The sequence below is a fragment of the Burkholderia sp. MSMB1588 genome, assembly GCF_001546925.1.
Taxonomy (GTDB): domain Bacteria; phylum Pseudomonadota; class Gammaproteobacteria; order Burkholderiales; family Burkholderiaceae; genus Burkholderia; species Burkholderia humptydooensis.
In genome coordinates, this window is record NZ_CM003770.1 from 1,412,979 (window position 1) to 1,438,331 (window position 25,353).

The 25,353-nt window shown below is 66.0% G+C and carries 22 protein-coding genes; 14 read left to right on the forward strand and 8 right to left on the reverse strand.

Going from position 1 to position 25,353, the window contains the following annotated elements; genetic code table 11:
• The first annotated feature begins 6 nt into the window (after window positions 1-6).
• The 4 genes from WS92_RS05620 to WS92_RS05635 all read left to right on the forward strand — a co-directional run bounded on the left by WS92_RS05620 (window position 7) and on the right by WS92_RS05635 (window position 4,470).
• On the forward strand, window positions 7-1,119 hold the full coding sequence (locus tag WS92_RS05620; RefSeq protein ID WP_059931915.1) for an ABC transporter ATP-binding protein: 1,113 nt from the start codon (window positions 7-9) through the stop codon (window positions 1,117-1,119).
• A 74-nt stretch (window positions 1,120-1,193) separates the two neighbouring features.
• On the forward strand, window positions 1,194-2,240 hold the full coding sequence (locus tag WS92_RS05625; RefSeq protein WP_059931916.1) for an ABC transporter substrate-binding protein: 1,047 nt from the start codon (window positions 1,194-1,196) through the stop codon (window positions 2,238-2,240).
• Between the two features lie 100 nt (window positions 2,241-2,340).
• Window positions 2,341-3,600, forward strand: a complete 1,260-nt coding sequence (locus WS92_RS05630) for an ABC transporter permease (RefSeq protein ID WP_059931919.1) — start codon at window positions 2,341-2,343, stop codon at window positions 3,598-3,600.
• 30 nt (window positions 3,601-3,630) lie between these two features.
• Complete coding sequence (locus WS92_RS05635) at window positions 3,631-4,470, forward strand: ABC transporter permease (protein ID WP_006028592.1); 840 nt, start codon at window positions 3,631-3,633, stop codon at window positions 4,468-4,470.
• A gap of 71 nt (window positions 4,471-4,541) precedes the next feature.
• On the opposite strand, the gene WS92_RS05640 is transcribed toward WS92_RS05635, so the two are convergent.
• Window positions 4,542-6,290, reverse strand: coding sequence for a S53 family peptidase (locus tag WS92_RS05640; protein ID WP_059931921.1), 1,749 nt, complete (start codon window positions 6,288-6,290; stop codon window positions 4,542-4,544).
• Between the two features lie 346 nt (window positions 6,291-6,636).
• On the reverse strand, window positions 6,637-6,771 hold the full coding sequence (locus WS92_RS36960) for a hypothetical protein (protein WP_009915691.1): 135 nt from the start codon (window positions 6,769-6,771) through the stop codon (window positions 6,637-6,639).
• Window positions 6,772-6,968: 197 nt separating this feature from the next.
• Here WS92_RS36960 and WS92_RS05650 point away from each other — a divergent pair, with 197 nt between their 5' ends.
• The 3 genes from WS92_RS05650 to WS92_RS05660 all read left to right on the forward strand — a co-directional run bounded on the left by WS92_RS05650 (window position 6,969) and on the right by WS92_RS05660 (window position 10,384).
• A complete protein-coding gene (locus WS92_RS05650) occupies window positions 6,969-7,331 on the forward strand; it encodes a hypothetical protein (RefSeq protein WP_082743718.1) in 363 nt (120 codons plus the stop codon).
• A 226-nt stretch (window positions 7,332-7,557) separates the two neighbouring features.
• Entirely contained in the window at window positions 7,558-7,932 is a 375-nt protein-coding gene (locus tag WS92_RS05655) for a DUF2784 domain-containing protein (RefSeq protein ID WP_059931980.1), read from the forward strand.
• 286 nt (window positions 7,933-8,218) lie between these two features.
• Window positions 8,219-10,384, forward strand: a complete 2,166-nt coding sequence (locus WS92_RS05660; protein WP_059931923.1) for a c-type cytochrome — start codon at window positions 8,219-8,221, stop codon at window positions 10,382-10,384.
• Between the two features lie 413 nt (window positions 10,385-10,797).
• On the opposite strand, the gene WS92_RS05665 is transcribed toward WS92_RS05660, so the two are convergent.
• On the reverse strand, window positions 10,798-11,667 hold the full coding sequence (locus WS92_RS05665) for a LysR family transcriptional regulator (RefSeq protein ID WP_009915687.1): 870 nt from the start codon (window positions 11,665-11,667) through the stop codon (window positions 10,798-10,800).
• A gap of 136 nt (window positions 11,668-11,803) precedes the next feature.
• Between WS92_RS05665 and WS92_RS05670 the strand changes: the two genes are divergently transcribed.
• Entirely contained in the window at window positions 11,804-12,976 is a 1,173-nt protein-coding gene (locus WS92_RS05670) for a multidrug effflux MFS transporter (protein ID WP_059931925.1), read from the forward strand.
• A 307-nt stretch (window positions 12,977-13,283) separates the two neighbouring features.
• Here WS92_RS05670 and acnA read toward each other — a convergent pair whose 3' ends face one another.
• The 5 genes from acnA to WS92_RS05695 all read right to left on the reverse strand — a co-directional run bounded on the left by acnA (window position 13,284) and on the right by WS92_RS05695 (window position 20,457).
• Window positions 13,284-16,001, reverse strand: coding sequence for an aconitate hydratase AcnA (gene acnA, locus WS92_RS05675; protein WP_059931926.1), 2,718 nt, complete (start codon window positions 15,999-16,001; stop codon window positions 13,284-13,286).
• Window positions 16,002-16,048: 47 nt separating this feature from the next.
• The gene (locus WS92_RS05680; protein WP_015603447.1) at window positions 16,049-17,500 is read right to left on the reverse strand and encodes a bifunctional 2-methylcitrate dehydratase/aconitate hydratase; all 1,452 of its coding nucleotides are present in this window, start codon (window positions 17,498-17,500) and stop codon (window positions 16,049-16,051) included.
• 84 nt (window positions 17,501-17,584) lie between these two features.
• Window positions 17,585-18,094, reverse strand: coding sequence for a hypothetical protein (locus WS92_RS05685; RefSeq protein WP_006028601.1), 510 nt, complete (start codon window positions 18,092-18,094; stop codon window positions 17,585-17,587).
• Between the two features lie 155 nt (window positions 18,095-18,249).
• Window positions 18,250-19,269 (reverse strand): HpcH/HpaI aldolase/citrate lyase family protein, encoded by a 1,020-nt coding sequence (locus WS92_RS05690; RefSeq protein WP_059931929.1) that lies wholly within the window; start codon window positions 19,267-19,269, stop codon window positions 18,250-18,252.
• Between the two features lie 204 nt (window positions 19,270-19,473).
• A complete protein-coding gene (locus WS92_RS05695) occupies window positions 19,474-20,457 on the reverse strand; it encodes a malate dehydrogenase (RefSeq protein WP_006028603.1) in 984 nt (327 codons plus the stop codon).
• Window positions 20,458-20,754: 297 nt separating this feature from the next.
• Here WS92_RS05695 and WS92_RS05700 point away from each other — a divergent pair, with 297 nt between their 5' ends.
• The 6 genes from WS92_RS05700 to WS92_RS05725 all read left to right on the forward strand — a co-directional run bounded on the left by WS92_RS05700 (window position 20,755) and on the right by WS92_RS05725 (window position 25,321).
• Window positions 20,755-21,555, forward strand: a complete 801-nt coding sequence (locus WS92_RS05700; protein WP_080595196.1) for a GntR family transcriptional regulator — start codon at window positions 20,755-20,757, stop codon at window positions 21,553-21,555.
• A gap of 199 nt (window positions 21,556-21,754) precedes the next feature.
• Window positions 21,755-22,171, forward strand: a complete 417-nt coding sequence (gene sdhC / locus WS92_RS05705; RefSeq protein WP_015602926.1) for a succinate dehydrogenase, cytochrome b556 subunit — start codon at window positions 21,755-21,757, stop codon at window positions 22,169-22,171.
• Window positions 22,172-22,175: 4 nt separating this feature from the next.
• A complete protein-coding gene (gene sdhD, locus WS92_RS05710; RefSeq protein ID WP_006028606.1) occupies window positions 22,176-22,544 on the forward strand; it encodes a succinate dehydrogenase, hydrophobic membrane anchor protein in 369 nt (122 codons plus the stop codon).
• A 4-nt stretch (window positions 22,545-22,548) separates the two neighbouring features.
• Entirely contained in the window at window positions 22,549-24,324 is a 1,776-nt protein-coding gene (gene sdhA, locus WS92_RS05715; protein WP_009915682.1) for a succinate dehydrogenase flavoprotein subunit, read from the forward strand.
• A 21-nt stretch (window positions 24,325-24,345) separates the two neighbouring features.
• A complete protein-coding gene (locus tag WS92_RS05720) occupies window positions 24,346-25,047 on the forward strand; it encodes a succinate dehydrogenase iron-sulfur subunit (protein WP_006028608.1) in 702 nt (233 codons plus the stop codon).
• 1 nt (window position 25,048) lies between these two features.
• On the forward strand, window positions 25,049-25,321 hold the full coding sequence (locus tag WS92_RS05725) for an FAD assembly factor SdhE (protein WP_006028609.1): 273 nt from the start codon (window positions 25,049-25,051) through the stop codon (window positions 25,319-25,321).
• Window positions 25,322-25,353: the final 32 nt, after the last annotated feature.

Sequence of the window (25,353 nt, forward strand, 5' to 3'; positions counted from 1 at the left end):
GGGACGATGAAGACCGATGATGTGATCGTCAGCTTTCGCGGCGTGCGCAAGACTTATGACGGCGAAACGCTCGTCGTCAAATCGCTCGATCTGGACATCCGGCGCGGCGAATTCCTGACGCTGCTCGGGCCGTCCGGCTCGGGCAAGACCACCTGCCTGATGATGCTCGCCGGCTTCGAATTCCCGACGGGAGGCGAGATCCGCCTCGACGGCGAGCTGCTGAACAACGTGCCGCCGCACAAGCGCAACATCGGCATGGTGTTCCAGAACTACGCGCTCTTTCCTCATCTGAGCGTCGAGCAGAACGTCGACTATCCGCTGAACGTGCGGCGCCTGCCCGCCGCGGAACGCAACGCGCGCGTCGCCGCCGCGCTGACGATGGTGCAGATGGAGCGTTTCGCGAAGCGCTATCCGGCGCAGTTGTCGGGCGGGCAGCAGCAGCGGATCGCGCTTGCGCGCGCGCTCGTGTTCGAGCCGAAGCTCGTGCTGATGGACGAGCCGCTCGGCGCGCTCGACAAGCAGTTGCGCGAGCACATGCAGTACGAACTGAAGGCGCTGCACGAAAAGCTCGGCCTGACCTTCGTCTACGTGACGCACGATCAGGGCGAGGCGCTGACGATGTCCGATCGCGTCGCGGTGTTCGACAAGGGCATCGTGCAGCAGCTCGACACCGTCGACCGGCTCTACGAATCGCCATGCAACGAGTTCGTCGCGAATTTCATCGGCGACAGCAACCGGCTGTGCGGCACCGTCGCGAGCGTGAACGGCGAGTTTTGCGAGTTCCGGCTCGACGACGGCACGCGTCTCGTCGGCCTGAATACGGGCAACGCGCAAGTGGGCGCGTCGGGCATCGCATGCATTCGTCCGGAGCGGATGAACGTCGCGCCGGGCGGCGGCCGCGCGGCGAACGGCGCGGCAGGCGGCGCGGCGAACGCGCTATTCGGCGAAGCGCGCAGCCTCATCTACTTCGGCGATCACGTCCGGATGCGCTGCGCGTTGCCGGGGCAGGACGAATGCTTCGTCAAGGTGCCGCTCGGCACCGGCGCGCTCGATGCGTTCGCGCCCGGCGCGCCGGTCTCGCTCGAGTTCCAGCCCGAGCATCTGCGGGTCTTCGCATGAACGCGAAGCCGCGCGTTGCGCGTCGCTCTTCGTATAACCACCATGCTCCATCATCCGTCACGAGAGGAAACATCATGCACCACACGTTCAACACGCCGCGCCGCGCGGTTGCGCTGCTGTCGCTCGCCGCGTTCTGCGCGACGGCCGGCGCGGCCGAGCTGACCGTCGTCAACTTCGGCGGCGCGAATGGCGACGCGCAGAAGGCCGCGTTCAACCAGCCGTTCGAGAAGACGACCGGCAACAAGGTGACGGCCGTCGAATACAACGGCGAGCAGGCAAAGGTGAAGGCGATGGTCGAGGCGAAGCACGTGAACTGGGACGTCGTCGAAGTCGAGTCGGGCGACCTGAACCGCGGCTGCGACGAAGGCCTGTACGAGAAGCTCGACTGGGCGAAGATCGCGAAGAAGTCCGATCTGATTGCCGAATCGCCGCAAACCTGCGGCGTCGGCTTCTTCGTGTGGTCGACGGCGCTCGCATACGACGCGGACAAGCTCAAGAGCGCGCCCGCCGGCTGGGCTGATTTCTGGGACGTGAAGAAATTCCCGGGCAAGCGCGGGATGCGCAAGGGCGCGCGCTACAACCTCGAGTTCGCGCTGATGGCGGACGGCGTCGCGCCGAAGGACGTCTACAAGGTGCTCGCGACGAAGGCGGGCCAGGACCGCGCGTTCAAGAAGCTCGACGAGCTGAAGTCGAACATCCAGTGGTGGGAAGCGGGCGCGCAGCCGCCGCAGTTCCTCGTCGCGGGCGACGTCGTGATGTCGACCGCTTACAACGGCCGCATCAGCGCCGCGCAGAAGGAAGGCAAGAACCTGAAGGTGGTGTGGAACGGCAGCATTTACGATCTGGACTACTGGGCGATTCCGAAGGGCACGCCGAACAAGGCGCTCGCCGAGAAGTACATCGCGTACACGCTGTCGTCGAAGCCGCAGCAGGACTACGCGCAGCACATCGCGTACGGCCCCGCGAACGTCGCCGCGATCAAGGCGCTCGACGCGAAGACGCTCGCGAACCTGCCGAACTCGCCGGCGAACGGCAAGAACGCGGTGCTGCAGAACATCACGTTCTGGACCGACCACGGCGACGAGCTCGAGCAGCGCTTTGCCGCTTGGGCGTCGAAGTGACGGCCGCATGAGCCGATGAAGCAAACGGCCGCGCGCGTCATGACGGCGCGCGCGGCGTTCCTCCGAACGGCGTTTCGGCTGGAGACAACCGTTGAATACGATGACGATCGCTACGCAGTCGGCGCCGCCGACTCCATCGCTCAAGCGTGAACTGAAGGCGGCCGAGGCCAGGATGCGTGCGATGGCGCTGCTGCTCGTCGCGCCGCTCGCGATATTCCTGCTGCTCGTGTTCGTGGTGCCGATCGGCGCGCTGCTCACGCGCGCCGTGCAGAATCCCGAGATCGCGGCTGCGCTGCCGCGCACCGTCGCCGCGCTGTCGAACTGGGACCGCAAGGCGCCGCCCGCCGATGCCGCTTACGCGGCGCTCGCCGCCGACCTCACGCAGGTCGCCGACGGCGAGGCGATGGGCGCGCTCGCACGGCGCCTGAACACCGAGATTCCCGGCTATCGGTCGCTCGTCGCGAAGACCGCGCGCGCGATGCCGCTGACGGGCGACGCGAACGCGCCGCTCGCGCCCGCGCAGACGCGCGCGAAGCTGCTCGAGCTCGATGCGCGCTGGGGCGACCCCGCGTACTGGCAGGCGATCGCGAAGAACAGCGGCCGCTATTCGCCGTTCTATCTGCTCGCGGCGCTCGATCACAAGCAGGACGGTTTCGGCAGCATCGTGCCCGCCGATCCCGATCAATCGATCTATCTCGCGGTGTTCGGCCGCACGCTGCTGATCGGCTTCACGGTCACGCTGTTGGCGCTCGCGCTCGGCTACCCGCTCGCGTACTGGATCTCGACGCTGCCCGAGCGCCGCGCGAATCTCGCGATGATCCTCGTGCTGATTCCGTTCTGGACGTCGGTGCTCGTGCGCGTCGCCGCGTGGATCGTGCTGCTGCAAAGCGAAGGGCTCGTCAATCGCGCGCTGATCGACGTCGGCCTGATTTCGCAGCCGCTCGCGCTGCTGTTCAATCGCGTCGGCGTGTACATCTCGATGACGCACATCCTGCTGCCGTTCATGATCCTGCCGCTCTACAGCGTGATGAAGTCGATTCCGCCGAGCTATCAGCGCGCGGCGGTGTCGCTCGGCAGCCATCCGTTCGCGGCGTTCTGGCGCGTGTACGTGCCGCAGACCTATCCGGGCGTCGGCGCGGGCGCGCTGCTCGTGTTCATCCTCGCGATCGGCTACTACATCACGCCCGCATTGCTCGGCGGTCCGAACGATCAGATGGTCAGCTACTACGTCGCGTACTTCACGAACGTGACGATCAACTGGGGAATGGCGTGCGCGCTCGGCGGCCTGCTGCTCGCCGCGACGCTCGTGCTGTACGCGATCTACGGACGCTTCACGCGCTCGCAGCCGAGCCTCGGCTGAGCAAAGACGGAACCAACGGGGGAAACGAACATGAAACTGCTGGCGAAGCCGCTTTTCGCGCCGCACATGTCGGGGATCGAGCGCGCATGGTATTTCGCGCTGCGCGGCCTCGTCGCGCTGACGCTGCTGTACCTGATCCTGCCCGTGCTCGCGATCGTGCCGCTGTCGTTCTCGTCGAGCACGTTCCTCGTCTATCCGATTCCGGGCTTTTCGATGCGCTGGTACGAGAACCTGCTCGCGTCCGACGAGTGGCGGATGGCCGCGAAGAACAGCTTCATCGTCGCGCCGGCCGCGACGCTCGTCGCGACCGTGCTCGGCACGCTTGCCGCGATCGGCCTCACGAAGACCGATTTTCGCGGCAAGGGGCTGCTGATGGCGGTGCTGCTGTCGCCGATGATCGTGCCCGTCGTGGTGGTGGGCGTCGGCATGTATCTGTTCTTCGCGCCGCTCGGCCTCGCGAACACGTACGCGGGGCTCATCTGCGCGCACGCGGCGCTCGGCGTGCCGTTCGTCGTGACGACGGTCGCCGCGACGCTGCAGGGCTTCAACCAGAATCTCGTGCGCGCGAGCCTGTCGCTCGGCGCGAATCCGGTGACGACGTTCTTTCGCGTGACGCTGCCCGTGATCGCGCCGGGCGTGATGTCGGGCGCGCTGTTCGCGTTCGCGACGTCGTTCGACGAAGTGGTCGTCACGCTGTTCCTCGCGGGCGCCGATCAGACGACGCTGCCGCGCCAGATGTTCACCGGCATTCGCGAGAACATCAGCCCGACGATCGCCGCGCTCGCGACGATCCTCATCGTGTTCTCGACGTGTCTGCTGCTCGCGCTAGAATGGCTGCGCGGACGCAACGCGAAGCGCGCGGTGAGCTGACGCATTGGCGGCGCGCGGCGCGTCCTCCTGCCGCGCCGGCCGCTTGCCGCTATCGCGCTACGAGCGCCCGCTCAATTGAAGCCGCCCGACTGGATCAGTTGATTCAGGTTCGAGATGTTGATGCTGCCCCAGCCGGTCGGGTAGTCCCAGCCGGTCGACGCCTTGTAGCCGTATCCCGAATAACCGTTGTTGCCGGACGTGACGTCGTAGCGCACGAGCGATGCATGCGTCGGAATCGAATGGTAGAAGCGCGCGGCCGGGAAGCCGAGGCCGGTGCCGTTCGCCGACAGGATCCGTGCCCAGAAACCGGTGAAGATCGGCGCGGACAGGCTCGTGCCGCCGATCTGCTGCAACTGGCCGTAGTTGTAGATATACGCGCCCGTGCTCTGCGCGGCGTCGAACGACACGTCGGGCAGCTTGCGGTTGCTGCCCGACTGCCACGACGGATTCGGCAGGATCGTGCTGACGCCGCCGCCCGTCGCCCACAGCTTGCCGTTGCCGTCGAGCCCTTCGTTCCACACGGTTTCGTTCGAGAATGCGCCCGACGATGACGTGTAGAGCGTCGTGCCGCCGATCGCGAGCACGTGCGGCGAAGACGCGGGCCACGATACCGAGTAGTTCGAACCATCGGGATAGCCGCGGTTGTTGCACTCGTAGACGCCTTCGTCGCCCGACGACACCGCGAACGTCTGGCCTTGCGCGACCGCCTGCGTGAAGATCTGCTCTTCGGCGGAAAGCGTGCCGTCCGCGTTCGCGTCGGTTTCGCACCAGCCGAGCGATACGTTGATCACTTTCGCCGTGTTGTCCGACACGGCCTGGTTGAACGCCTGCGTGAGGCCGGTGTTGCCCGACGCGTTGAGGTCGGCCATGTAGAAGATCAGTTGTCCGACCTGACCGCCCGCGGCGCCGACGATCGACTGGCTGTCGAGATCCCATTCGCCCTGGCCTTCCTGATCGTCGCTGTAGTTGCCGCCGGAACCGTTGGTCTGCACGGTCTGCGTCGACACGTCCGGATAGCTGTTCGCGCTCGTGAACTGCTGCAGATCCGACAACGCTTGCGACACGCCGCCGATCGTCATGATGCCGACCGTCGCGTTCGCCGCGTTCGGCACGCCGGTCGCGTTGTAGAGCGCCGGGAATTCGGACGGATAGTGGCCCGTCGCCGTGCCGGATGCGAGCGCCTGCGGCTTCGCGATCGCGCCGATCTTCGACAGCGGCCGCGCGCGCGCGACGTTCTGCAAACCGAGCACGGAGCCGACGATGTCGCCGAGCGCGCGCGGCACTTGCGCCGTCGAAGCGTTCGCGAAGCCCGAGCGGCCCGCGTACTCGAAGTGGACGAGCGGCGTGTTGAACGCCTGCTTGACCGTGCCTGCGGTGCCGCGCGCGGAGACGAGCATGCGGTTCGGCGCGACGCGGACGTCGACGAAGCCGTTCTTGCGCAGATAGTCGACGACCTGCTTCACCTGCGCGTTGGTCGGCGCGTAGTTCGACAGGAACTGCGCGCTCGTGATGTACTGCCGGTACTGCGAGCTATGCGGATCGTTGACGTTGCGCGCGACGGCTTTCAACTGCTCGGCGTTGCGCAGCTTCAGGCTGATCACGACGTGCGCGGCTTCGCCGGAGGCGAGCTCGAGCGACGCGGTGTTCGCGCTGCGGGCGAGCGTGTCGAGTTGCGCGTGATTCAGGAAAGCTTGGGTATGCGTATCGACCCAGTCCGTCGCGCCGTGCGCGACGCCGGCGGCGAGCGCGAGCGGCCACACGCAGGCAAGTCGCCTGCACAGCGGGGAGAGGGGGAGTGCAAAATCGGCGGTCCTGTTCATCGAGTGTGTCCTTTTGAGAGAGTGCGACGTTGTCAAGCTCTGACCCTTGTGGGGACGAGAGCGCGCTAAGCGTATGCGAGCACCGTTCTCTCGGGTAACTGCCAGTTTCGTTAGCTGTCACTGTTGACAGAGAAAAAGTGACACACCCGTTCACTATTTGAGTGGCGAACGAAAAATGAAAGTAAAAAGGCGGGCCGATGAAATGATTTGGGATGCTGAATGAAAGGGTGTGACGCGCACGTGCGACATTCGCCGTTTTTGACAGGTTCTTCTAGAGTTCGCGTCGCGGCGGCGAACCGGCACCGCCGAGATGTCGAGATGTCGCCCGCGGCGTGCCGTGGCCGTTTTACGGACGAAGCAGATCGAAGCTGGCGAGCGCGACGACGCCGCTCATCGCCATCATCGGCACCGAATGCCGCCCCAGGTAGAGCATTGCGGCGGCCGCCCAGGTTGCGATGAAAAACGCTCCGATTCGCTTCATGATGGATTCGCGGCAACGGCCGCGCAAAATGTGACGCGGATCGGGCCTCCGCGCGTGGCTTGTCGGTCGGGCGGAGATGAACGAATAGGACCCGCGCCGACGCCGATATTATAGGGTTTTCCCTTGGACCGACGCATGACGCGATGACGCAGCCGAAGAGCCGCGTCGCGCGTGATCGGGCGGCGCGGACGGTGCGAATGCGCGTGCGAGAAGCGACACGCGACGATATCGACGAGCTCGGCCATCCGATCGCGGCGCCAATGGGCGTCTTCAAGGGACGCATTTACGGCGATGGCTGGGAACTGACGCTGAGCGGCTACATCGACTACGGCTCGCCCAATGCGGTGAGGTTCCAGGGCCGCGGCAAGGTGGGCGGCGAGGAGTGGATCTACGATTGCGTCGGCTACCTGAGTCCGGCCTGGCCGAACGGCACCAAGCAGCGGCCCGCGCTCGCCGGATCGATCGTGCGCACCGCGCCGCATTCGAACGGAGAGGGCGGCGTCGCGCCGGCGGGCGTGGTCTGCTCGTGGTATGCGGTGCTCGACAAGCCGGCGCACTGAGGGCCGGTACAGGACCGATACGACCAACTAATCGCAACCAATACGACCGAGTCCCGGTGCTCCGGACGAAGCGCCCGGGCCGGCCGGGCCGCTTGCTGCCGCCACGATGCAGCCGCGGCGGCGCGCGTTCCGCACGCGTCGACATCGATACAATGATCCCGGCGGGCAGCGTGCCGACATGCGCATGCCGCCCGCGCGGCATGCTGCCGCTCGCGCATGGGACCTCATGACCTGGCTCGCCGATATCGTACTCGTCGTGCACGCGCTGATCGTGCTGTTCATCGTCGGCGGGCTCGCCGCGATCTGGACGGGCGCGGCGCTCGGCTGGCGCTGGGTGCGCGACCGGACGTTCCGGTTCGCGCATTTGCTCGCGATCGGCGTCGTCGCCGCGTTGGCGGTGCTCGGCATCGATTGCCCGCTGACGGTGCTCGAAGACCGGCTGCGCACCGGCGCACCGGGTGCGCAGGGCTTCGTGCAGCGCTGGGTCGGCCGGCTGCTGTACTACGACTTGCCTGCGTGGGCGTTCACCGTCGCGTACGTGCTGTTCGCGCTGATCGTGTGGCTGACGTGGAGGCGGATTCCCGCTCGCGGGAACCGATAGCTCGCCCGACGGCTAAGCCGAATCGAATCGTCGCATGCGCTGTCCATCGATGATCGCGGGCCATGCCGGCCGGCATGCCGCCGCGGCTGATCCTGCTTGACGGGAATCAAGCGCACAGCGCAAAGATGACCTCATACTGACCCCGTACTGACGACCCACAAAGGCATCGCGATGCGCCGGGCTCGCTGCGAAGCGCGCGTCGGCGCCGACGCGCGCGGCACGCGCGCCGCGTCCGTCCCATGCGCATGCCGCCGATCAAAATAAAGCTCGCCTTCCGGGGACCACTATGAAGTCATGGGGTAACACGCTCGCACGATGTGCGATCGCGGGGCTTTTCGTGGCAGCCGCCTTCGCCCAGATTTCGTCTGCGAGGCCGGCATCCGCTGCGTCCGCGCACGCCGTCGTGCCGCGGATCATCGACGATCTGCCGGCCGACTATTCCGCCGATCTCGACGCCGCGACGCGCGCGCAGGCGGAGCGCGGACGTTACATCGCGCGACTGGGCGACTGCGTTGCGTGCCACACCGGCGACAAGTCGAAGCCGCTGGCGGGCGGCCTGGCGTTGCAGACGCCATTCGGCGAGTTGCACTCGACCAACATCACGCCCGACCCGCAGACCGGCATCGGGCGCTATACGTTCGAGCAATTCGATCGCGCGATGCGCACGGGCGTCGCGGCCGACGGCCATCATCTCTACCCGGCGATGCCTTATCCGTCGTATGCGAAGGTGTCGCCGGAGGATATGCGGGCGTTGTATGCGTACCTGATGAAGGGCGTGGCGCCGGTGCCGCAGGCCAACCGCGCGCTCGCGTTGCGCTTTCCGTTCAACCAGCGCTGGGGCCTCGCGCTGTGGAAATGGGCCTTCCTCGACGACACGCCGTTCCAGCCCGACGCGACCCGGAGCGCCGAATGGAACCGGGGCGCCTATATCGTCCAGGGGCTCGGCCACTGCGGCGCCTGCCATACGCCGCGCGGGCTCGGCTTCCAGGAGAAGGCGATGTCGGGGGCGGGCTCCGCCGGCCAGTATTTCCTCGCCGGCGAGACCGTCGAAGGTTGGCGCGCGCTCAGCCTGCGCGCGCTGTGGACGCCGCGGGACACGGCCGAGATGCTCAAGACCGGACGCAACCGCTACGGCACGGCGTCGGGCAACATGGTGGACGTGGTCCAGCACAGTACGCAGTACATGAGCGACGGCGATCTGCTGGCCGTGGGCGCGTATCTCGAATCGCTGCCCGCCGCCGGGCACGACAAGCCGATGCAGGTGCCGCGAGGCGCGGCGCCGGCGATCACGCCCGCGGGATCGCCGGCCGCCGCTCCGTCGTCATGGGTGCCGGCCGATCTCTACACGTCGCGAGGCGGCTTGGGCTACCTGCAGTTCTGCAACGACTGCCACCGTTCGGACGGGGCCGGCGTGCGGGACGTCTTTCCGCCGTTGGCGGGCAACGCAGCGCTGCAGTCGGAGGACCCGTCCACGCTGGTCCACATCATGCTGACCGGCTGGCGTTCCGCGCAGACGGTGCGTCATGCGCGGGTGCTGACCATGCCTGCGTTCGCGCAACTGAGCGATCAGGAGATCGCGGAGATCCTGAACTTCGCGCGCAAGAGCTGGGGCCGGGCGGACGCCCGCGCGATCGGCGCCGGTACGGTCGGCGGCATGCGCAGGCAACTGCGCGCGGGCGCGGGAGACGGCACGCGGTTCAAGACGCCGCGCCTCGCCGACATGCTCGCCGAGCCCAACGCGAGCCAACTCACGCTGGGGGCGCGCCTGAACATCGACACGCGCCAGATGCTGCCGAAGAACGTCGGCAATGCATTGAACTGCGCGAGCTGCCACCTCAACGCGGGCACGGTCGCCGGCGGCTCGCCGTACGTCGGCGTATCCGCGTTCTTTCCCGGCTATGCGCCGCGCGCCGGCCGGGTGATCACGCTCGCGGACCGCATCAACGGCTGCTTCCTGCGGTCGATGAACGGCAAGCCGCTGCCGCCAGACTCGGAGCAGATGAAGGCGATGGTCGCCTACTTCGACTGGATGCGACGCGAAAACAAGCCGGGAGACAAGGTCGAGGGCCGTGGCGTCGGCAGGATCAGCCAGCGGATCGTGCCCGACGTCGGCAACGGCAAGCAGATCTATGCGGCGCAGTGCGCGCTGTGCCACGGCTCGAACGGCGAGGGCGTCAGGAATGACGCAGGCCGGTGGGTGTACCCGCCGCTCTGGGGCGACGAATCGTTCAACATCGGCGCGGGCATGGCGCGCACGTATACGGCCGCAGGATTCGTCAAGCGCAATATGCCGATCGCATTCCACGATCGTTTTCCGCTTGGACAAGGCGGGCTGACCGATCAGGAATCCGTGGACGTCGCCGAATATTTCACGCACCAGCCGCGGCCGGACTTCGCGGGCAAGGTCAAGGATTGGCCGAGGGACAAGAAGCCGGCCGACGCGCGCTATTGATCGCGCAAACGCCGCGGAACGGCTGGTTTTCGCGGCGCCTCGCGAGTGCCTCGCGATCCGGCTTGCGCATCGAGGAACGCGATGCCGGCACGGTGCGCTTCGCTGGCCGCGCGCTCGCGCCGATCGTCGTTCGGCTCTCGACGAATCCAGTTCGCGCCGAAGCCAGGCTTCGGGGCAGGGCATGGCCTCGGACAGATCCCCCCGATCCCGGCCGCGACGAATCGAAAAAAGATCATCGAAGATTACCGGGGCGCGCGGGGCAAACCGCCGGCGCTCGCCCAGTTTGAGTCGTTGGCGCGTCTGCGTCGAGCGACAGAAATCGGGCGCATAACGGTCAGACGTCAACGAACGCATATGCGCGAAAGTGATCGCTCCAGGCGCCGAAGCGTCGGCTGACTGGATGCGCGCTCTAATCAAAGGTTGAATTGCCCGGCAAGCGCGTCGACTACGACACGGACCCGCGCCGTGCGCGCGAGGTCAGCGTGCAATACCATCCACGCCTCATAGGGCGAGCTCCTTCGCCGGGCTGGCCAGATCCGAACAAGCTCCGGATATCGCTGCGCCATATACGTCGGCAATTCCCCCAGTGCGAGACCGGCCCGCACGAACGCACTGAGCATCAGGCTGGAATCCAGCTCCGCGACGACACGTCCCCGCGCTCTCGACTCGCCGACGAACGTGTCGTGCTGACGTTTCGTGACGCCCGGCTGGTAGACCGCAAGATCGTGGCCGGAAAATTCGCCGCCTGGTCTCGGCTCTCCTCGCCGCGCGACATAGCTGCGCGACGCGTAAAGCCCGACCTCCCAGCTTCCGAGCCGCCGCACGATCAAGCCCTGCAGTTCCGGCCGCTCCGTGCGGATGGCGATGTCCGCCTCGCGGCGCGACAGATCGAGCAGACGCGGAGTCGTGCTCAGAAGCACCCGGATACCGGGATGTCGTGTCTGGAGCCGCTCGATTGCCGGAATGACGAAATCGATGGCCAGCGTATCGGTCGTGGTGACGCGCACGTCCCCTTCTATGCGTTCGTCGGCGCCTTCGCTGCGGCGCTCGAACGATACCGCGAGGCGCTCCATTTCCCTCGCAGTTTCCAGCACCTGCTCGCCGCTGCGGGTCAGCACGAATCCTTCGGTGGTGCGCAGGAACAGGCGGCTGCCTAGCGCGCCTTCGAGGCCGCCCAGGCGCCGCCCGACCGTGGTCTGATCGATGCCCAGTTGCTGCGCGGCCCCAGTCAGCGTGACCGACCGATGCACGGCCAGAAAGATTCGAACGTCGTCCCAGTTCATGTTGGATATCGGTCTGCAAATTTGCAGGTATGGTATGCGATATCGTGCATTTTCACACGAAGCTCGAATCTCTAGCATGACGGCTCCCACTGCCATAACCGCATGCCCCCTGACGGCGTGCAACGGAGCCCAGTTCATGCCGCGCATGTCTTTCATTTTTACGATCGCGATGCTCAATGCGTTCGGCCTGATCGCATCGGACGTCTATCTGCCCGCGATGCCGCACATGGCCACCGTATTCGGGGTCGCCGACTGGCGGATGCCACAAACGGTCTCCGTGTATCTGCTGGTACTCGCGATCGCGCAACTCGTCTACGGCCCGCTTTCGGACCGCCACGGCCGCAAGCCCGTCCTGTTCGCCGGCATCGCGTTGTACTTCGTTGGCTCGCTAGGTTGCGCAGCGGCCACGCACTTCGGCGCATTCCTCGCGTGGCGCATGGTGGAGGCCGCCGGAGCCGCGGCGGGCCTCGTCATCGGTCGGGCGCTGATTGCCGATACGTGCAGCAAGCAGGCGTCCGCCAAGGTCTACGCCGTCGTTTATCCGCTGGTATCGCTGTCGCCGGCGCTGGCTCCGGCGGTCGGCGGCTATCTTGCATCGACGCTCGGCTGGTACGCCGACTTTCTCTTCGTCGCCGGATTTGCGTTCGCCGCACTACTGATGGCGATGACGATGCTGCCGGAAACGCTCGCGCCGCATGACAGGAAGCATCGCGCGCCACTCGCGGGCTTCGCGCACGTTCTCCGCGACGGAGCCTTTCGACGTTACACCGTCATTGTCTGTGCGATCTATTGCGCCTGGTTCATCTACCTGACGCAATCGCCTTTCATATTCGCGAGCCTCGGTTTGCGCGAGGCGCAGAGCGGTTGGCTATATCTGCCCCTGACCGGAAGCATCGTAACGGCCAACCTGCTGGCCCGGCGATGGCTGGATCGCTGGACGTACGATCGGATCGTCACCACCGGCGTCGCGTGCTTCGTGCTGGGCGGACTGGCGTTCGCCGTCGTCGCGACGCGCGGCGTCACAAGCGTCGCGGCAGTGATCCTCCCGATGTGCGTGGTCAGTCTCGCAAACGGCTCGTCACTGTCGCTTGCCGTATCGGGCGCGGTCACGGGCGCGCACGGGCAGGCTGCGACCGCATCCGGACTCGTCGGGTTCTTCCAGATCAGCAGTTCCGCATTGGTGGCATCGTTGATCAGTGCAGCATGCGGCACGGGGTCAGCGGTGCTGGCATCTTCGATTTTGCTTTTGGCGCTGCTCGCGATGGCGGCGTGCATCTCACCGCGTCCGGAAGGCGAGTGTATCGAGTGAATTACTGGCTTTAGCGCCTGTTTCTGCCAGTCGAACGCCCGCAACATTCCGCCGCGCCATTTAGACGGACCAAGCGAAGCCGCGCCTCATTGAACCATCTAACGACGGAAGTCTCGCGTTGCCATTTGCATATCCCCTTGGGCACGGCAAGCGGACATTTCCTTCGGTGCGGTGACAGGCCGCTTCGGGCGGGCACGCACCATCCACGAAACTCCGCGACGAATCGAAAAAAAGCCCGGCCAGGCCGGGCTTCAAATCGACCGCGCACGCATCGCTGCATCGCGCGGTCCCTGCAAAAACAGTGCGCTTACGCCGCAAGCAGCGAGCGCAGCACGAACGGCAGGATGCCGCCATGCTTGTAGTAGTCGACTTCGATCGGCGTATCGATGCGCAGCAGCACCGGCACGCGCTTCGTTTCGCCGTTCTTGCGATGGATCACGAGCGTGACGTCCTGCTGCGGCTTGAAGTCGTCGCCGAGGCCTTCGATGTCGTACGTCTCGTCGCCGGTGATGCCGAGCGACTGGATGCTGTCCGAGCCCTTGAACTGCAGCGGCAGCACGCCCATGCCGACCAGGTTCGAACGGTGGATCCGCTCGAAGCTGCGTGCGATCACGGCCTTCACGCCGAGCAGTTGCGTGCCCTTGGCCGCCCAGTCGCGCGACGAGCCCGTGCCGTACTCTTCGCCCGCGAACACGACGGTCGGCGTGTCGGCGTCGATGTACTTCATCGCCGCGTCGTAGATCGACAGTTGTTCGCCGCTCGGCTGGTGGATCGTCAGGCCGCCTTCGACGCGCGTGCCGTCCGCCTTCGCCGGGATCATCAGGTTCTTGATCCGCACGTTCGCGAACGTGCCGCGCATCATCACGTCATGGTTGCCGCGGCGCGAGCCGTAGCTGTTGAAGTCGGCCTTCTGCACGCCGTTCTCCTTCAGCCACTTGCCTGCCGGAGAATCCTCCTTGATCGAGCCCGCCGGGCTGATGTGGTCGGTCGTCACCGAATCGCCGAAGATGCCGAGCGCGCGCGCGCCCTTGACCGTCGCGATCGACGCGGCCGGCTCCATCGCGAAATCGCTGCCGAAGAACGGCGGCTCGGCGATGTACGTCGACTTCGGCCAGTCGTAGACCTGGCCCGATTCGCCCTCGATCTTGCTCCAGAGGTCGCCCTTCTTGGTCAGGTGCGAGTAGTTCTTCTCGAACTTCTCCGGGTCCAGCGCGAACCTGAGCAGCGACTGGACTTCTTCGCTCGACGGCCAGATGTCGCCGAGGTAGATGTCGCGGCCGCCCTTGCCCTGGCCGACCGGCTCGGTCATCAGGTCCTTCGTGATGTTGCCGGCGATCGCGTACGCGACGACGAGCGGCGGCGAAGCGAGGAAGTTCGCGCGGATGTTCGGGTGGATGCGCGCCTCGAAGTTGCGGTTGCCCGACAGCACGGCCGCCGCGACGATGTCGTTCTTCGTGATCGCTTCGTTCAGTTCCGGCGTGAGGTCGCCCGCATTGCCGATGCAGGTCGTGCAGCCATACGCGGCCACTTCGAAGCCGAGCTTCGCGAGGTACGGCAGGAGGCCCGTCTTCGTCAGGTACTCGGTGACGATGCGCGATCCGGGGGCCAACGAAGTTTTGATGTGCGGCGCGACGGTGAGGCCCGCTTCGACGGCCTTCTTCGCGACCAGGCCGGCGGCCAGCAGCACGCTCGGGTTCGACGTGTTCGTGCACGACGTGATCGCGGCGATCAGCACGTCGCCGTTCTTCACGGTGATGCCGTCGCTCGTCTTGTACTCGGCCGTCAGATCGTCGGCCTTCTTCGCGAAGCCGTTTTCCGCGACGGGCTTCGAGAACAGATCGGTGAACGTCGACTTCACGTTGCCGATCTCGATGCGGTCCTGCGGGCGCTTCGGGCCCGCGAGCGACGGCGCGACCGTCGCGAGATCGAGCGTCAGCGTCTTCGTGTAGTCGATTTCGCCGGCCTTCGGGATGCCGAACAGTTCCTGCGCCTTGAAGTAGTTCTCGAACGCGGCGATTTCCGCCTTCGTGCGGCCCGTGCCCTTGAAGTAGTCGATCGTCTTTTCGTCGACCGGGAAGAAGCCCATCGTCGCGCCGTATTCCGGCGCCATGTTCGCGATCGTCGCGCGGTCCGGCAGCGCGAGCGTCTTCGTGCCTTCGCCGAAAAATTCGACGAACTTGCCGACGACCTTTTCCTTGCGCAGCATTTCGGTGATCGTCAGCACGAGGTCGGTGGCCGTCACGCCTTCGCGCAGCTTGCCCTTCAACTCGACGCCGACGACGTCCGGCGTGAGGAAGTACACCGGCTGGCCGAGCATGCCGGCTTCCGCCTCGATGCCGCCCACGCCCCAGCCGACCACGCCGATGCCGTTGATCATCGTCGTGTGGCTGTCGGTGCCGACGAGCGTGTCGGGGTAGTAGACCGTATCGCCGTCGTCCTTCTTCTTGTGGACGCCGCGCGCGAGGTACTCGAGGTTCACCTGGTGGACGATGCCGACGCCCGGCGGCACGACCTTGAACGTGTCGAACGCCTGCATGCCCCACTTCATGAACTGGTAGCGCTCGTTGTTGCGCTGGAACTCCAGCTTCATGTTCAGGTCGAGCGCGTCCTTCTGGCGGAAGTAGTCGATCTGCACCGAGTGGTCGACGACGAGATCGACCGGCACGAGCGGCTCGATCTTCTTCGGGTTCTTGCCCGCGCGCTTCGCGACGCCGCGCATGGCCGCGATGTCGGCGAGCAGCGGCACGCCCGTGAAGTCCTGCAGCACGACGCGCGACACGACGAACGGGATCTCGTCGACGCGCTTCGCATTCGGCTTCCAGTTCGCGAGCTGCTCGATGTGCTCTTCGGTGATCTTCTTGCCGTCGTAATTGCGCAGCACGGACTCGAGCACGATGCGGATCGACACGGGCAGGCGCTCGATCTTCGTCTTCAGTTCCTTGCCGAGCTTCGGCAGCGAGTAGAACTTGCCTTTGCCGGAACCGCTGTCGAATTCCTTGAGTGTTTTGTGGAGATTGTGGGCCATGGTGATTTCCTGGGTTTAAGGCTAGGAAAGAACTCTGTATTTGACGGCTAGATCACATACAGATCGACGTATTCATCGACCGGCATCGCCTCGAGCTTTGCCTGGTCCAGCGACACGTCGAGAATCGCTTGTTGCTGCTTCGCCGGGAAGCGGCGCGCGAGATTCGTCCTGAACTTGTCGATCAGGAGCGCCATCCCTTCGGCGCGCCGCCGCATGTGGCCGATCGGGTATTCGACCGCCACCTCGGCGAGCGTCGATCCGTCGTCGAACTCGATCGTGAGCGCATTCGCGATCGAGCGCTTCGCGGGATCGTGATAATCCTTCGTGAACTGCGGGTCCTCGACGCACGCGATCTTCGCGCGCAGCGCGTCGATCCGCGGATCGGCGGCCACCGTGTCCTCGTAGTCGGCGGCCGCGAGGCGGCCGAACAGGAGCGGCACGGCGATCATGTACTGGATGCAGTGATCGCGGTCGGCCGGGTTCGCGAGCGGGCCTTGCTTGTCGATGATGCGGATCGCCGCCGCGTGCGTGCGCACCGTGATGCGGCGGATCTCGTCGGCGGTGCGCCCGGCAGCCGCGAGTTGCGCATGCAGCGCCATCGCGGCCTCGACGGCCGTCTGCGCATGGAACTCGGCCGGATACGAGATCTTGAACAGCACGTTCTCCATCACGTACGTGCCATACGGGCGCTGGAAGCGGAACGGCCTGCCGCCGAACGATACGTCGTAGAAGCCCCAGGTCTTCGCGGTCAGCGCGGACGGATAGCCCATCTCGCCCGTCTTCGCGATCAGCGCGAGACGCACCGCGCGCGAGGTCGCGTCGCCCGCCGCCCACGACTTGCGCGAGCCGGTGTTCGGCGCGTGGCGATAGGTGCGCAGCGCCTGGCCGTCGACGAACGCAAGCGACAGCGCGTTGATCAGCTCGTCGCGCGTGAGGCCGAGCAGGCGGCCGACGGCCGCGGTCGACGCGACCTTCACGAGCAGCACGTGGTCGAGGCCGACTGCATTGAACGAATTCTCGAGCGCGAGGCAGCCCTGGATCTCGTGCGCCTGGATCATCGCGACGAGCACGTCCTTCATCGCGAGCGGCCGCTTGCCGGCCGCGACGGCGGTGCGCGACAGCCAGTCGGCCGTCGCGAGGATGCCGCCCAGGTTGTCGGACGGATGGCCCCATTCGGCCGCGAGCCAGGTGTCGTTGAAGTCGAGCCAGCGGACCGCCGCGCCGATGTCGAACGCGGCCTGCACCGGGTCGAGCTGGAACGACGTGCCGGGCACCTTCGCGCCGTGCGGCACGATCGTGCCCGGCACGATCGGCCCCAGCAGCTTGGTGCAGGCGGGATACGCCAGCGCCTCGAGCCCGCACCCGAGCGTATCGATCAGGCAGTGGCGCGCGGTTTCGAGCGCGAGCGCACTGTCGATGCGATGGTTCAGCACGTAGTCGGCGATATCGACCAGCACTGAATCCGGCGCTGGCCGGACGTTCGGGATCGGGGCGGACATGGACATCCAGGCTCCTGTCGACCGGAGTCGGCGCTTCAGCGCTTGCTCCGGTCCGATGCAAGATGGTTGCTGTCGGGATCGACGTCAGTTCGACGGCTTCAGCTCGTTCGACTGGGTCGGCGCGACCGCGTTGCCGGCCGCCATTTCGGGCGTCTGGCACTCGTCGGCGAGGCGGCTGTCGTCCTTGTCGCTGAAGAGCATGCCCTTCGTCGGGATCACGACGAGCTTCATGCCGCTCGCCGGGTCATAGAACACGTCCGCGCCCGTCGTCGTCTGCTGGCGAGGCAGCTTGTAGTTCTTGTTGGCCCAGTGGACCGTGACGATCTGGTCGCGCTTCATGTCGCCGGCCAGATCGTACGACAGGCCGTCCTTGCACGCCCACTTGACCGCGCCTTCCGGCACCGGATCGGTCTTCGCGGCGGCGCGCGCCTGCGCCTTCTTGCTGCGCGGGATCAGGTGGCGCTTCGGCGCGGGGCGCTTCGGCGTGGCCTTCTTCGCGGTGGCCGACGAATCCTGCGCGAACGCGCTCGGCGCCGCGGCCAGCATCGTGGCGGACAGAGCGCCGATGGCGGTAGCGATCAGCAGTTTCTTCATGGAATCAGAACCTTACGTTTAATCGGTTAACAAGGGCGGACGCACAGCTCGTCCACCGGGTGGGGTTGGAACTGCACGCGCCCCGGAAGCGCGCAGCGGCCGCTATTTTCACCTATTTGGCGTGTCGCATTCAGTTTTTGCGCCCCGTGCACTGTTCATTTTTCGCGTGGCTCCGCCGCCCGCTCGTCGGCATCGCGAAAGAGCGGCGCCGACTCGGCCGGCAGCGGCTGGCCGGTCGCGCGCGCGCGGCGCAGCACCGACCAGTAGTAGCGGTAGCTCGCGCGGTCGTGCAGCGCGTCGTCATGCCGCGTCGGGCCCCAGTCGGCCGCCTGCGCGGCGAGCAGGATGCGGCTCGCGCGCGCGATGTCGTCCGCGCGCGGCGCGAACGCGGCGACGATCTCGCGGATCTGCGCCGGATGGATGCTCCACATCCGCGTGTAGCCGAATTCCTCGCGGGCGCGGCGCGCGTCGTTCGCGACGACGCGCATGTCGCGCACCTCGGTCGTCACGTTGTGCGACGGCGTCTTGCCGTGCGCGTGGCACGCGGCGGCGATCTCGAGCTTCGCGCGGCGCACGAGCGGGTGATCGAACTGGCCGGGCGAGCGCATCGCGTCGTCCGGAATCGCGCCGTGATGCGCGGACACGAAATCCATCAGGCCGAAGCTCAGCGTCGCGACGCTCGGCAGCGCGGCGATCCGCGCGGCGTCGGCGAGCGCGCCGTGCGTTTCGATCAGCACGTCGACGGGAATCGGCTGCGCGATGCCGAGCTCGATGCGGGACGCCTCGATGAACGCGCACATCTCGGCCGCGTCGGCCGCGCCGCCGGCCTTCGGCAGCGTCAGATAGGCGGGCGGGCGCGCCGCGCGCAGGATGATGCGCACGTCGTCGCGCCAGTGAGGGTGGGAAATGTCGTGGAGGCGGGCGCCGACGCGCCCGAAGCGGTTCGCCTCGCCGCCGACGAGCGCCGCGACGAGCGCCGCGTGCCCGGCTTCGCGGCCGACGGCCGCGCCGTCCTCGCAGTCGAGCGTGATGTCGAACACGGGCCCGAGCTCGGCCTGCAGCGCGAGCGATTTGAGCATCAGCTTCTCGCTGCCCGCGTAATGATCGCAGCACGGCAGGATCGCGGGCGGCGCAACGCCTTCGTACAGCACTTCTGCGGGTGTGAGCGAGGACATCTGTTCTTCTGCGTCGGTTCAGGGGCTGGGCCAGCGTGAAAATCGGATTCGGGCGGGCTCTGCGAGGCGCCGGGGTGCGGCGCCTGGGGCAAAGCCCGCGCGAATCGGATATCGACTCGATTCGCGCGGCCGGCGCGGCTGGGCGCGACGCCCGGGCGCCGGCTCGGCCGGGCCGCCGCGGCGCGGCGGGCCCGGCCAGGCGCATTACTTCAGCAGGTGGGCGACGCCGTCGCGCTCTTCGAGCAGCTCGGCGAGCGTGCCGTCCATCTTCTCGCGCGAGAACGCGTCGATCTCGAGGCCTTCGACGCGCTTGTACTCGCCGTTTTCGCAGACGACCGGCACGCCGTAGATGATGTCCTCGGGGATGCCGTACGAGCCGTCCGACGGGATGCCCATCGTGACCCACTTGCCGTTCGTGCCGAGCACCCAGTCACGCACGTGGTCGATCGCCGCGTTGGCCGCCGACGCCGCCGACGACAGGCCGCGCGCCTCGATGATCGCCGCGCCGCGCTTGCCGACGGTCGGGATGAACGTGTTGCGGTTCCATTCGTCGTCGTTGATGAGCTTCAGCAGCGATTCGCCTTCGGCGCTCGCGAAGCGGAAGTCGGGGTACATCGTCGGCGAGTGGTTGCCCCACACGGCGAGCTTCTCGATCGACGCGACCGGCTTGCCCGCCTTGGCGGCGAGCTGCGACAGCGCGCGGTTGTGGTCGAGGCGCAGCATGGCCGTGAAGTTCTTCTTCGGCAGATCCGGCGCCGACTTCATCGCGATGTACGCGTTCGTGTTGGCCGGGTTGCCGACCACCAGCACCTTCACGTCGCGGCTCGCGACTTCGTTCAGCGCCGCGCCCTGGACCGTGAAGATCTCGGCGTTCGCCGACAGCAGGTCCTTGCGCTCCATGCCCTTCGAGCGCGGACGCGCGCCCACCAGCAGCGCGACGTCGGCGTCCTTGAACGCGACCTTCGGGTCGTCGGTGATCACGACGCCCGCGAGCAGCGGGAACGCGCAATCGTCCAGCTCCATCACGACGCCTTTGACGGCGGCTTGGGCTTGCGGGAGGTCGAGCAGTTGCAGGATGACCGGCTGATCCTTGCCGAGCAGGTCGCCGTTCGCGATGCGGAACAGCAGCGAGTAAGCGATCTGACCTGCGGCGCCGGTGACGGCAACGCGCTTTGCGGGCTTAGCCATTGAAAATCTCCAGGACATTGAGCGTGGGACGCTAGGGAAAACGCCATTCTATGCGCGTTACGCGAAGCGTTGCTTTAAAGCAGGGCGGAGGACTCGCGGCATGCTGCGCGACGACGCCTGAAGATAGGCAGAGGCACGTGGCCCGGGACGCGCAGCAGCCCCGCGAACCCTTGCTCGACCCGGAGTTTAGGAGTCGGGACGGGTAAAGTCAAACGGTATCTTATGTCTTATATAAGACAGATGTTTTCGAGGGAAAAATCTGGACGAAAAAGCGCGATTCGTGATGAAATGCGCGCCATGACTTCCAATCAGGCGAGCGCACCCAATCCGAACGGCCAGGCCGGCTCCACGCAGCCCGGCGGCGAGGCCGCGGCCGCGCCATCGCCCACTTTCAGCCCGCTCTACCGGCAGATCAAGGCGCTCATCACGCAGAGCCTCGAGGCGGGCGAGTGGAAGCCCGGCGAGATCATCCCGAGCGAAGTCGAGCTCGCCGGCCGGTACAAGGTGAGCCAGGGCACGGTGCGCAAGGCGATCGACGAACTCGCGGCCGACAACCTGCTCGTGCGCCGCCAGGGCAAGGGCACGTTCGTCGCGACCCACAGCGAGGAGCGCGCGCAATTCCGGTTCCTGCGCCTGCTCGCCGACGACGGCGCCGAGCATCCGCACGTGAGCCGCCTGCTCGAATGCCGGCGGATGCGCGCCCCCGCCGAGATCGCGCGCCAGCTCGACCTGAAGCCCGCCGATCCCGTCGTCCAGGTGCGGCGCGTGCTCGAGTTCGACGGTGCCGACACGGTGCTCGACGAAATCTGGCTGCCGGGCGCGATGTTCCGCGGGCTCACATTCGAGCGCCTGAGCGAATACAAGGGGCCGCTCTACGCGATGTTCGAGAGCGAGTTCGGCACGCGGATGATTCGCGCGAGCGAGAAGATTCGCGCGATCGCGGCCGAGCCCGCCGTCGCGGACGTGCTCCGCGTGCCGCCCGGCTTCCCGCTCCTGTCGGTCGAGCGCGTGTCGTACACGTATGGCGATCGTCCCGTCGAAGTGCGGCGCGGATGGTATGTCACAACCGGGTACTACTATCAGAACGATTTGAGCTGAAATTCGGATTCAAGGTAAGGCTTAGCCTGAACCAAGGTAAGGCGAAACGACAGGTAATTGCGCACCCCATGCGCATAGCACGTTTCGCGGCGCGTTTATACCGTGAATTGCAACGCTCCAGAGCAGAGCTTTCGCTGCAGCGCGAAATAAAAAGGCGCTAAAATCACGGATTAGTGTGACAACATAGTAGGGGTCTAGCATGTCTGAAACAGTAAGAAAACCGAGGCCGGAGTACCGGAACATCGGGTTCGGCGACATCACGCTCAAGTACCGCATGCCGCTCGCGGCCCGGGTTTCGATCCTGCACCGGGTCAGCGGCGCTCTGCTGTTCCTGTTCCTTCCTTTCCTGCTGTACCTCTTCGATCAGAGTCTCACGTCCGAACTCAGCTTCGAAGTCTTCAAGGCCTTCCTCTCCAGCATCATCGTCAAGCTGATCGTCCTCGCGCTGTCGTGGGCGTTCCTGTTCCACTTCTGCGCCGGCATCCGCCATCTGATGATGGACATGAACCACGACGCGGTGTCGAAGGAACGCGGCCAGAAGACGTCGGTCGTCGTGTTCGCGGTGTCGACCCTTCTCACGATCGCCGTCGCGCTCAAACTGTTCGGAGCATTCTAAGAAAATGGCAGCGAATAACCGTATCGGCTCGAAGCGCCTCGTCGTCGGCGCTCACTATGGTCTGCGCGACTGGCTCGCGCAGCGCGTCACCGCCGCCGTGATGGCGATCTACACCGTCATCCTGCTCGTCTGGTTCTTCACCGCGCGCGATTTCTCGTACGAGGGTTGGGCGTCGATCTTCGCGACGCAATGGATGAAGCTCGCGACCTTCGTCACGCTGCTTTCGCTCTTCTATCACGCCTGGGTCGGCGTGCGCGACATCTGGATGGACTACATCAAGCCCGTCGGTGTGCGCCTGCTGCTGCAATCGCTGACGATCGTCTGGCTGCTCGCGTGCGCGGGCTACGCTGCGCAGATTCTCTGGAGAGTTTAAAAGAATGGCTGCAATCAAAACTTCCCTGCCGCGTCGCAAGTTCGACGTGGTGATCGTCGGCGCGGGCGGCTCGGGGATGCGCGCGTCGCTGCAACTGTCGCGCGCGGGCCTCTCCGTCTGCGTGCTGTCGAAGGTGTTCCCGACCCGTTCGCACACGGTCGCCGCGCAAGGCGGGATCGGCGCATCGCTCGGCAACATGAGCGAAGACAACTGGCACTATCACTTCTACGACACGATCAAGGGCTCCGACTGGCTCGGCGACCAGGACGCGATCGAGTTCATGTGCCGCGAAGCGCCGAACGTCGTATACGAGCTCGAGCACTTCGGCATGCCGTTCGACCGCAACGCGGACGGCACGATCTACCAGCGCCCGTTCGGCGGCCACACGGCCAACTACGGCGAGAAGCCCGTCCAGCGCGCGTGCGCGGCGGCCGACCGCACCGGCCACGCGCTGCTGCACACGCTGTACCAGCAGAACGTCGAGGCGAAGACGCAGTTCTTCGTCGAATGGATGGCGCTCGACCTGATCCGCGACGCGGACGGCGACGTGCTCGGCGTGACGGCCCTCGAAATGGAGACGGGCGACGTCTACATCCTCGAAGGCAAGACGACCCTGTTCGCCACGGGCGGCGCGGGCCGGATCTTCGCGGCGTCGACCAACGCGTTCATCAACACGGGCGACGGCCTCGGCATGGCGGCCCGCTCGGGCATCGCGCTGCAGGACATGGAATTCTGGCAATTCCACCCGACGGGCGTCGCGGGCGCGGGCGTGCTGATCACCGAAGGCGTGCGCGGCGAAGGCGGCATCCTGCGCAACGCGAACGGCGAGCGCTTCATGGAGCGCTACGCGCCGACGCTGAAGGATCTCGCGCCGCGCGATTTCGTGTCGCGCTCGATGGACCAGGAAATCAAGGAAGGCCGCGGCGTGGGTCCGAACAAGGACCACGTGCTGCTCGACCTGTCGCACATCGGCGCCGAGACGATCATGAAGCGTCTGCCGTCGATCCGCGAAATCGCGCTGAAGTTCGCGAACGTCGACTGCATCAAGGAACCGATTCCGGTCGTGCCGACGATCCACTACCAGATGGGCGGCATCCCGACCAACATCCACGGCCAGGTGGTCGGCACGTCGCGCGACCACAAGGAGCCGGTCAACGGCTTCTACGCGGTGGGCGAATGCTCGTGCGTGTCCGTGCACGGCGCGAACCGCCTCGGCACGAACTCGCTGCTCGACCTCGTCGTGTTCGGCCGCGCGGCCGGCAACCACATCGTCGAGCACGTGAAGAACCAGAAGGAGCACAAGCCGCTGCCGGCCGACGTCGCCGAATTCTCGCTGTCGCGCCTCGCGAAGCTCGAGAAGTCGACGTCGGGCGAGTACACGCAGGACATCGCGAACGACATCCGCTCGACGATGCAGAAGCACGCCGGCGTGTTCCGCACGTCCGCGCTGCTCAAGGAAGGCGTCGAGCAGATGGCGGGCCTGAAGGAGCGCGTCGCCAACGTCCACCTGAAGGACAAGTCGAAGGTGTTCAACACCGCGCGCGTCGAAGCGCTCGAGCTCGCGAACCTGATCGAGGTCGCGCGCGCGACGATGGTGTCGGCGGAGGCGCGCAAGGAAAGCCGCGGCGCGCACGCGCACAGCGACTACGAGCACCGCGACGACGAGAACTGGCTGCGTCACACGCTCTGGTACAGCGAAGGCGATCGCCTCGACTACAAGCCCGTCCAAATGAAGCCGCTGACGGTCGAGTCCGTGCCGCCGAAGGCGCGTACGTTCTAAGCCAGCGCAAAGGAATCTGAAATGGCAAAACGCATTTTCGAAATCTACCGCTACGATCCGGACAAGGACGCCGCGCCGCGCATGCAGACGTATGAGCTGGAGCTCCAGCACGAGCGCATGCTGCTCGACGCGCTCGTCAAGCTGAAGTCGGTCGACGAGACGCTGTCGTTCCGCCGCTCGTGCCGCGAAGGCGTGTGCGGCTCGGACGCGATGAACATCAACGGCAAGAACGGTCTCGCTTGCCTGACGAACCTGAACGACCTGCCGCAGAAGATCGTGCTGCGTCCGCTGCCGGGCCTGCCCGTCGTGCGCGACCTGATCTGCGACTTCACGCAGTTCTTCAACCAGTACCACTCGATCCGCCCGTACCTGATCAACGATGAGCCGCCGCCCGAGAAGGAGCGCCTGCAGTCGCCGGAAGAGCGCGACGAGCTCGACGGCCTCTACGAGTGCATTCTGTGCGCGAGCTGCTCGACGTCGTGCCCGAGCTTCTGGTGGAATCCGGACAAGTTCGTCGGCCCGGCGGGCCTCTTGCAGGCGTATCGCTTCATCGCGGACAGCCGCGATCGCGCGACGGGCGAGCGCCTCGACAACCTCGACGATCCGTACCGTCTGTTCCGCTGCCATACGATCATGAACTGCGTCGACGTGTGCCCGAAGGGCCTGAACCCGACCAAGGCGATCGGCAAGATCAAGGAATTGATGGTTCGTCGCGCGGTCTGACATGAGCGAATCGTCGCATCAATCCGACCCGCATCGCCGCGCGCGGCTTCGCTGGCGCGCGCGGCGCGGTCTGCTGGAGAACGATCTGATTTTCGAGCGTTTCTTCGCCAGACACGAGCACGACCTCAGCGACGCAGACGTGAGCGCACTGTCGCGCTTGCTGGATCTAAGCGACAACGACCTGATGGACTTGCTGCTCGCGCGCAAGGAACCAGAAGGCGACCTTGCCAGCCCGGACATGTCCAGGCTGCTGGAGATGCTGCGCAGCGTTTGAGAGCGTTGTGCCCGTTATCGAATCCGTTTCTA

Bases quoted from the DNA above. Each gene is read 5' to 3' on its own strand.
- acnA (WP_059931926.1), bottom strand. From the start codon at position 16,001: ATGGCCCACAATCTCCACAAAACACTCAAGGAATTCGACAGCGGTTCC.
- WS92_RS05700 (WP_080595196.1), top strand. From the start codon at position 20,755: ATGACTTCCAATCAGGCGAGCGCACCCAATCCGAACGGCCAGGCCGGC.
- WS92_RS05685 (WP_006028601.1), bottom strand. From the start codon at position 18,094: ATGAAGAAACTGCTGATCGCTACCGCCATCGGCGCTCTGTCCGCCACG.
- WS92_RS05635 (WP_006028592.1), top strand. From the start codon at position 3,631: ATGAAACTGCTGGCGAAGCCGCTTTTCGCGCCGCACATGTCGGGGATC.
- WS92_RS05725 (WP_006028609.1), top strand. From the start codon at position 25,049: ATGAGCGAATCGTCGCATCAATCCGACCCGCATCGCCGCGCGCGGCTT.
- WS92_RS05695 (WP_006028603.1), bottom strand. From the start codon at position 20,457: ATGGCTAAGCCCGCAAAGCGCGTTGCCGTCACCGGCGCCGCAGGTCAG.
- WS92_RS05625 (WP_059931916.1), top strand. From the start codon at position 1,194: ATGCACCACACGTTCAACACGCCGCGCCGCGCGGTTGCGCTGCTGTCG.
- sdhA (WP_009915682.1), top strand. From the start codon at position 22,549: ATGGCTGCAATCAAAACTTCCCTGCCGCGTCGCAAGTTCGACGTGGTG.
- WS92_RS05665 (WP_009915687.1), bottom strand. From the start codon at position 11,667: ATGAACTGGGACGACGTTCGAATCTTTCTGGCCGTGCATCGGTCGGTC.
- WS92_RS05650 (WP_082743718.1), top strand. From the start codon at position 6,969: ATGCGCGTGCGAGAAGCGACACGCGACGATATCGACGAGCTCGGCCAT.
- WS92_RS05720 (WP_006028608.1), top strand. From the start codon at position 24,346: ATGGCAAAACGCATTTTCGAAATCTACCGCTACGATCCGGACAAGGAC.
- WS92_RS05630 (WP_059931919.1), top strand. From the start codon at position 2,341: ATGACGATCGCTACGCAGTCGGCGCCGCCGACTCCATCGCTCAAGCGT.
- sdhD (WP_006028606.1), top strand. From the start codon at position 22,176: ATGGCAGCGAATAACCGTATCGGCTCGAAGCGCCTCGTCGTCGGCGCT.
- WS92_RS05690 (WP_059931929.1), bottom strand. From the start codon at position 19,269: ATGTCCTCGCTCACACCCGCAGAAGTGCTGTACGAAGGCGTTGCGCCG.
- WS92_RS05620 (WP_059931915.1), top strand. From the start codon at position 7: ATGAAGACCGATGATGTGATCGTCAGCTTTCGCGGCGTGCGCAAGACT.
- WS92_RS05660 (WP_059931923.1), top strand. From the start codon at position 8,219: ATGAAGTCATGGGGTAACACGCTCGCACGATGTGCGATCGCGGGGCTT.
- WS92_RS05655 (WP_059931980.1), top strand. From the start codon at position 7,558: ATGACCTGGCTCGCCGATATCGTACTCGTCGTGCACGCGCTGATCGTG.
- sdhC (WP_015602926.1), top strand. From the start codon at position 21,755: ATGTCTGAAACAGTAAGAAAACCGAGGCCGGAGTACCGGAACATCGGG.
- WS92_RS05680 (WP_015603447.1), bottom strand. From the start codon at position 17,500: ATGTCCGCCCCGATCCCGAACGTCCGGCCAGCGCCGGATTCAGTGCTG.
- WS92_RS36960 (WP_009915691.1), bottom strand. From the start codon at position 6,771: ATGAAGCGAATCGGAGCGTTTTTCATCGCAACCTGGGCGGCCGCCGCA.
- WS92_RS05670 (WP_059931925.1), top strand. From the start codon at position 11,804: ATGCCGCGCATGTCTTTCATTTTTACGATCGCGATGCTCAATGCGTTC.
- WS92_RS05640 (WP_059931921.1), bottom strand. From the start codon at position 6,290: ATGAACAGGACCGCCGATTTTGCACTCCCCCTCTCCCCGCTGTGCAGG.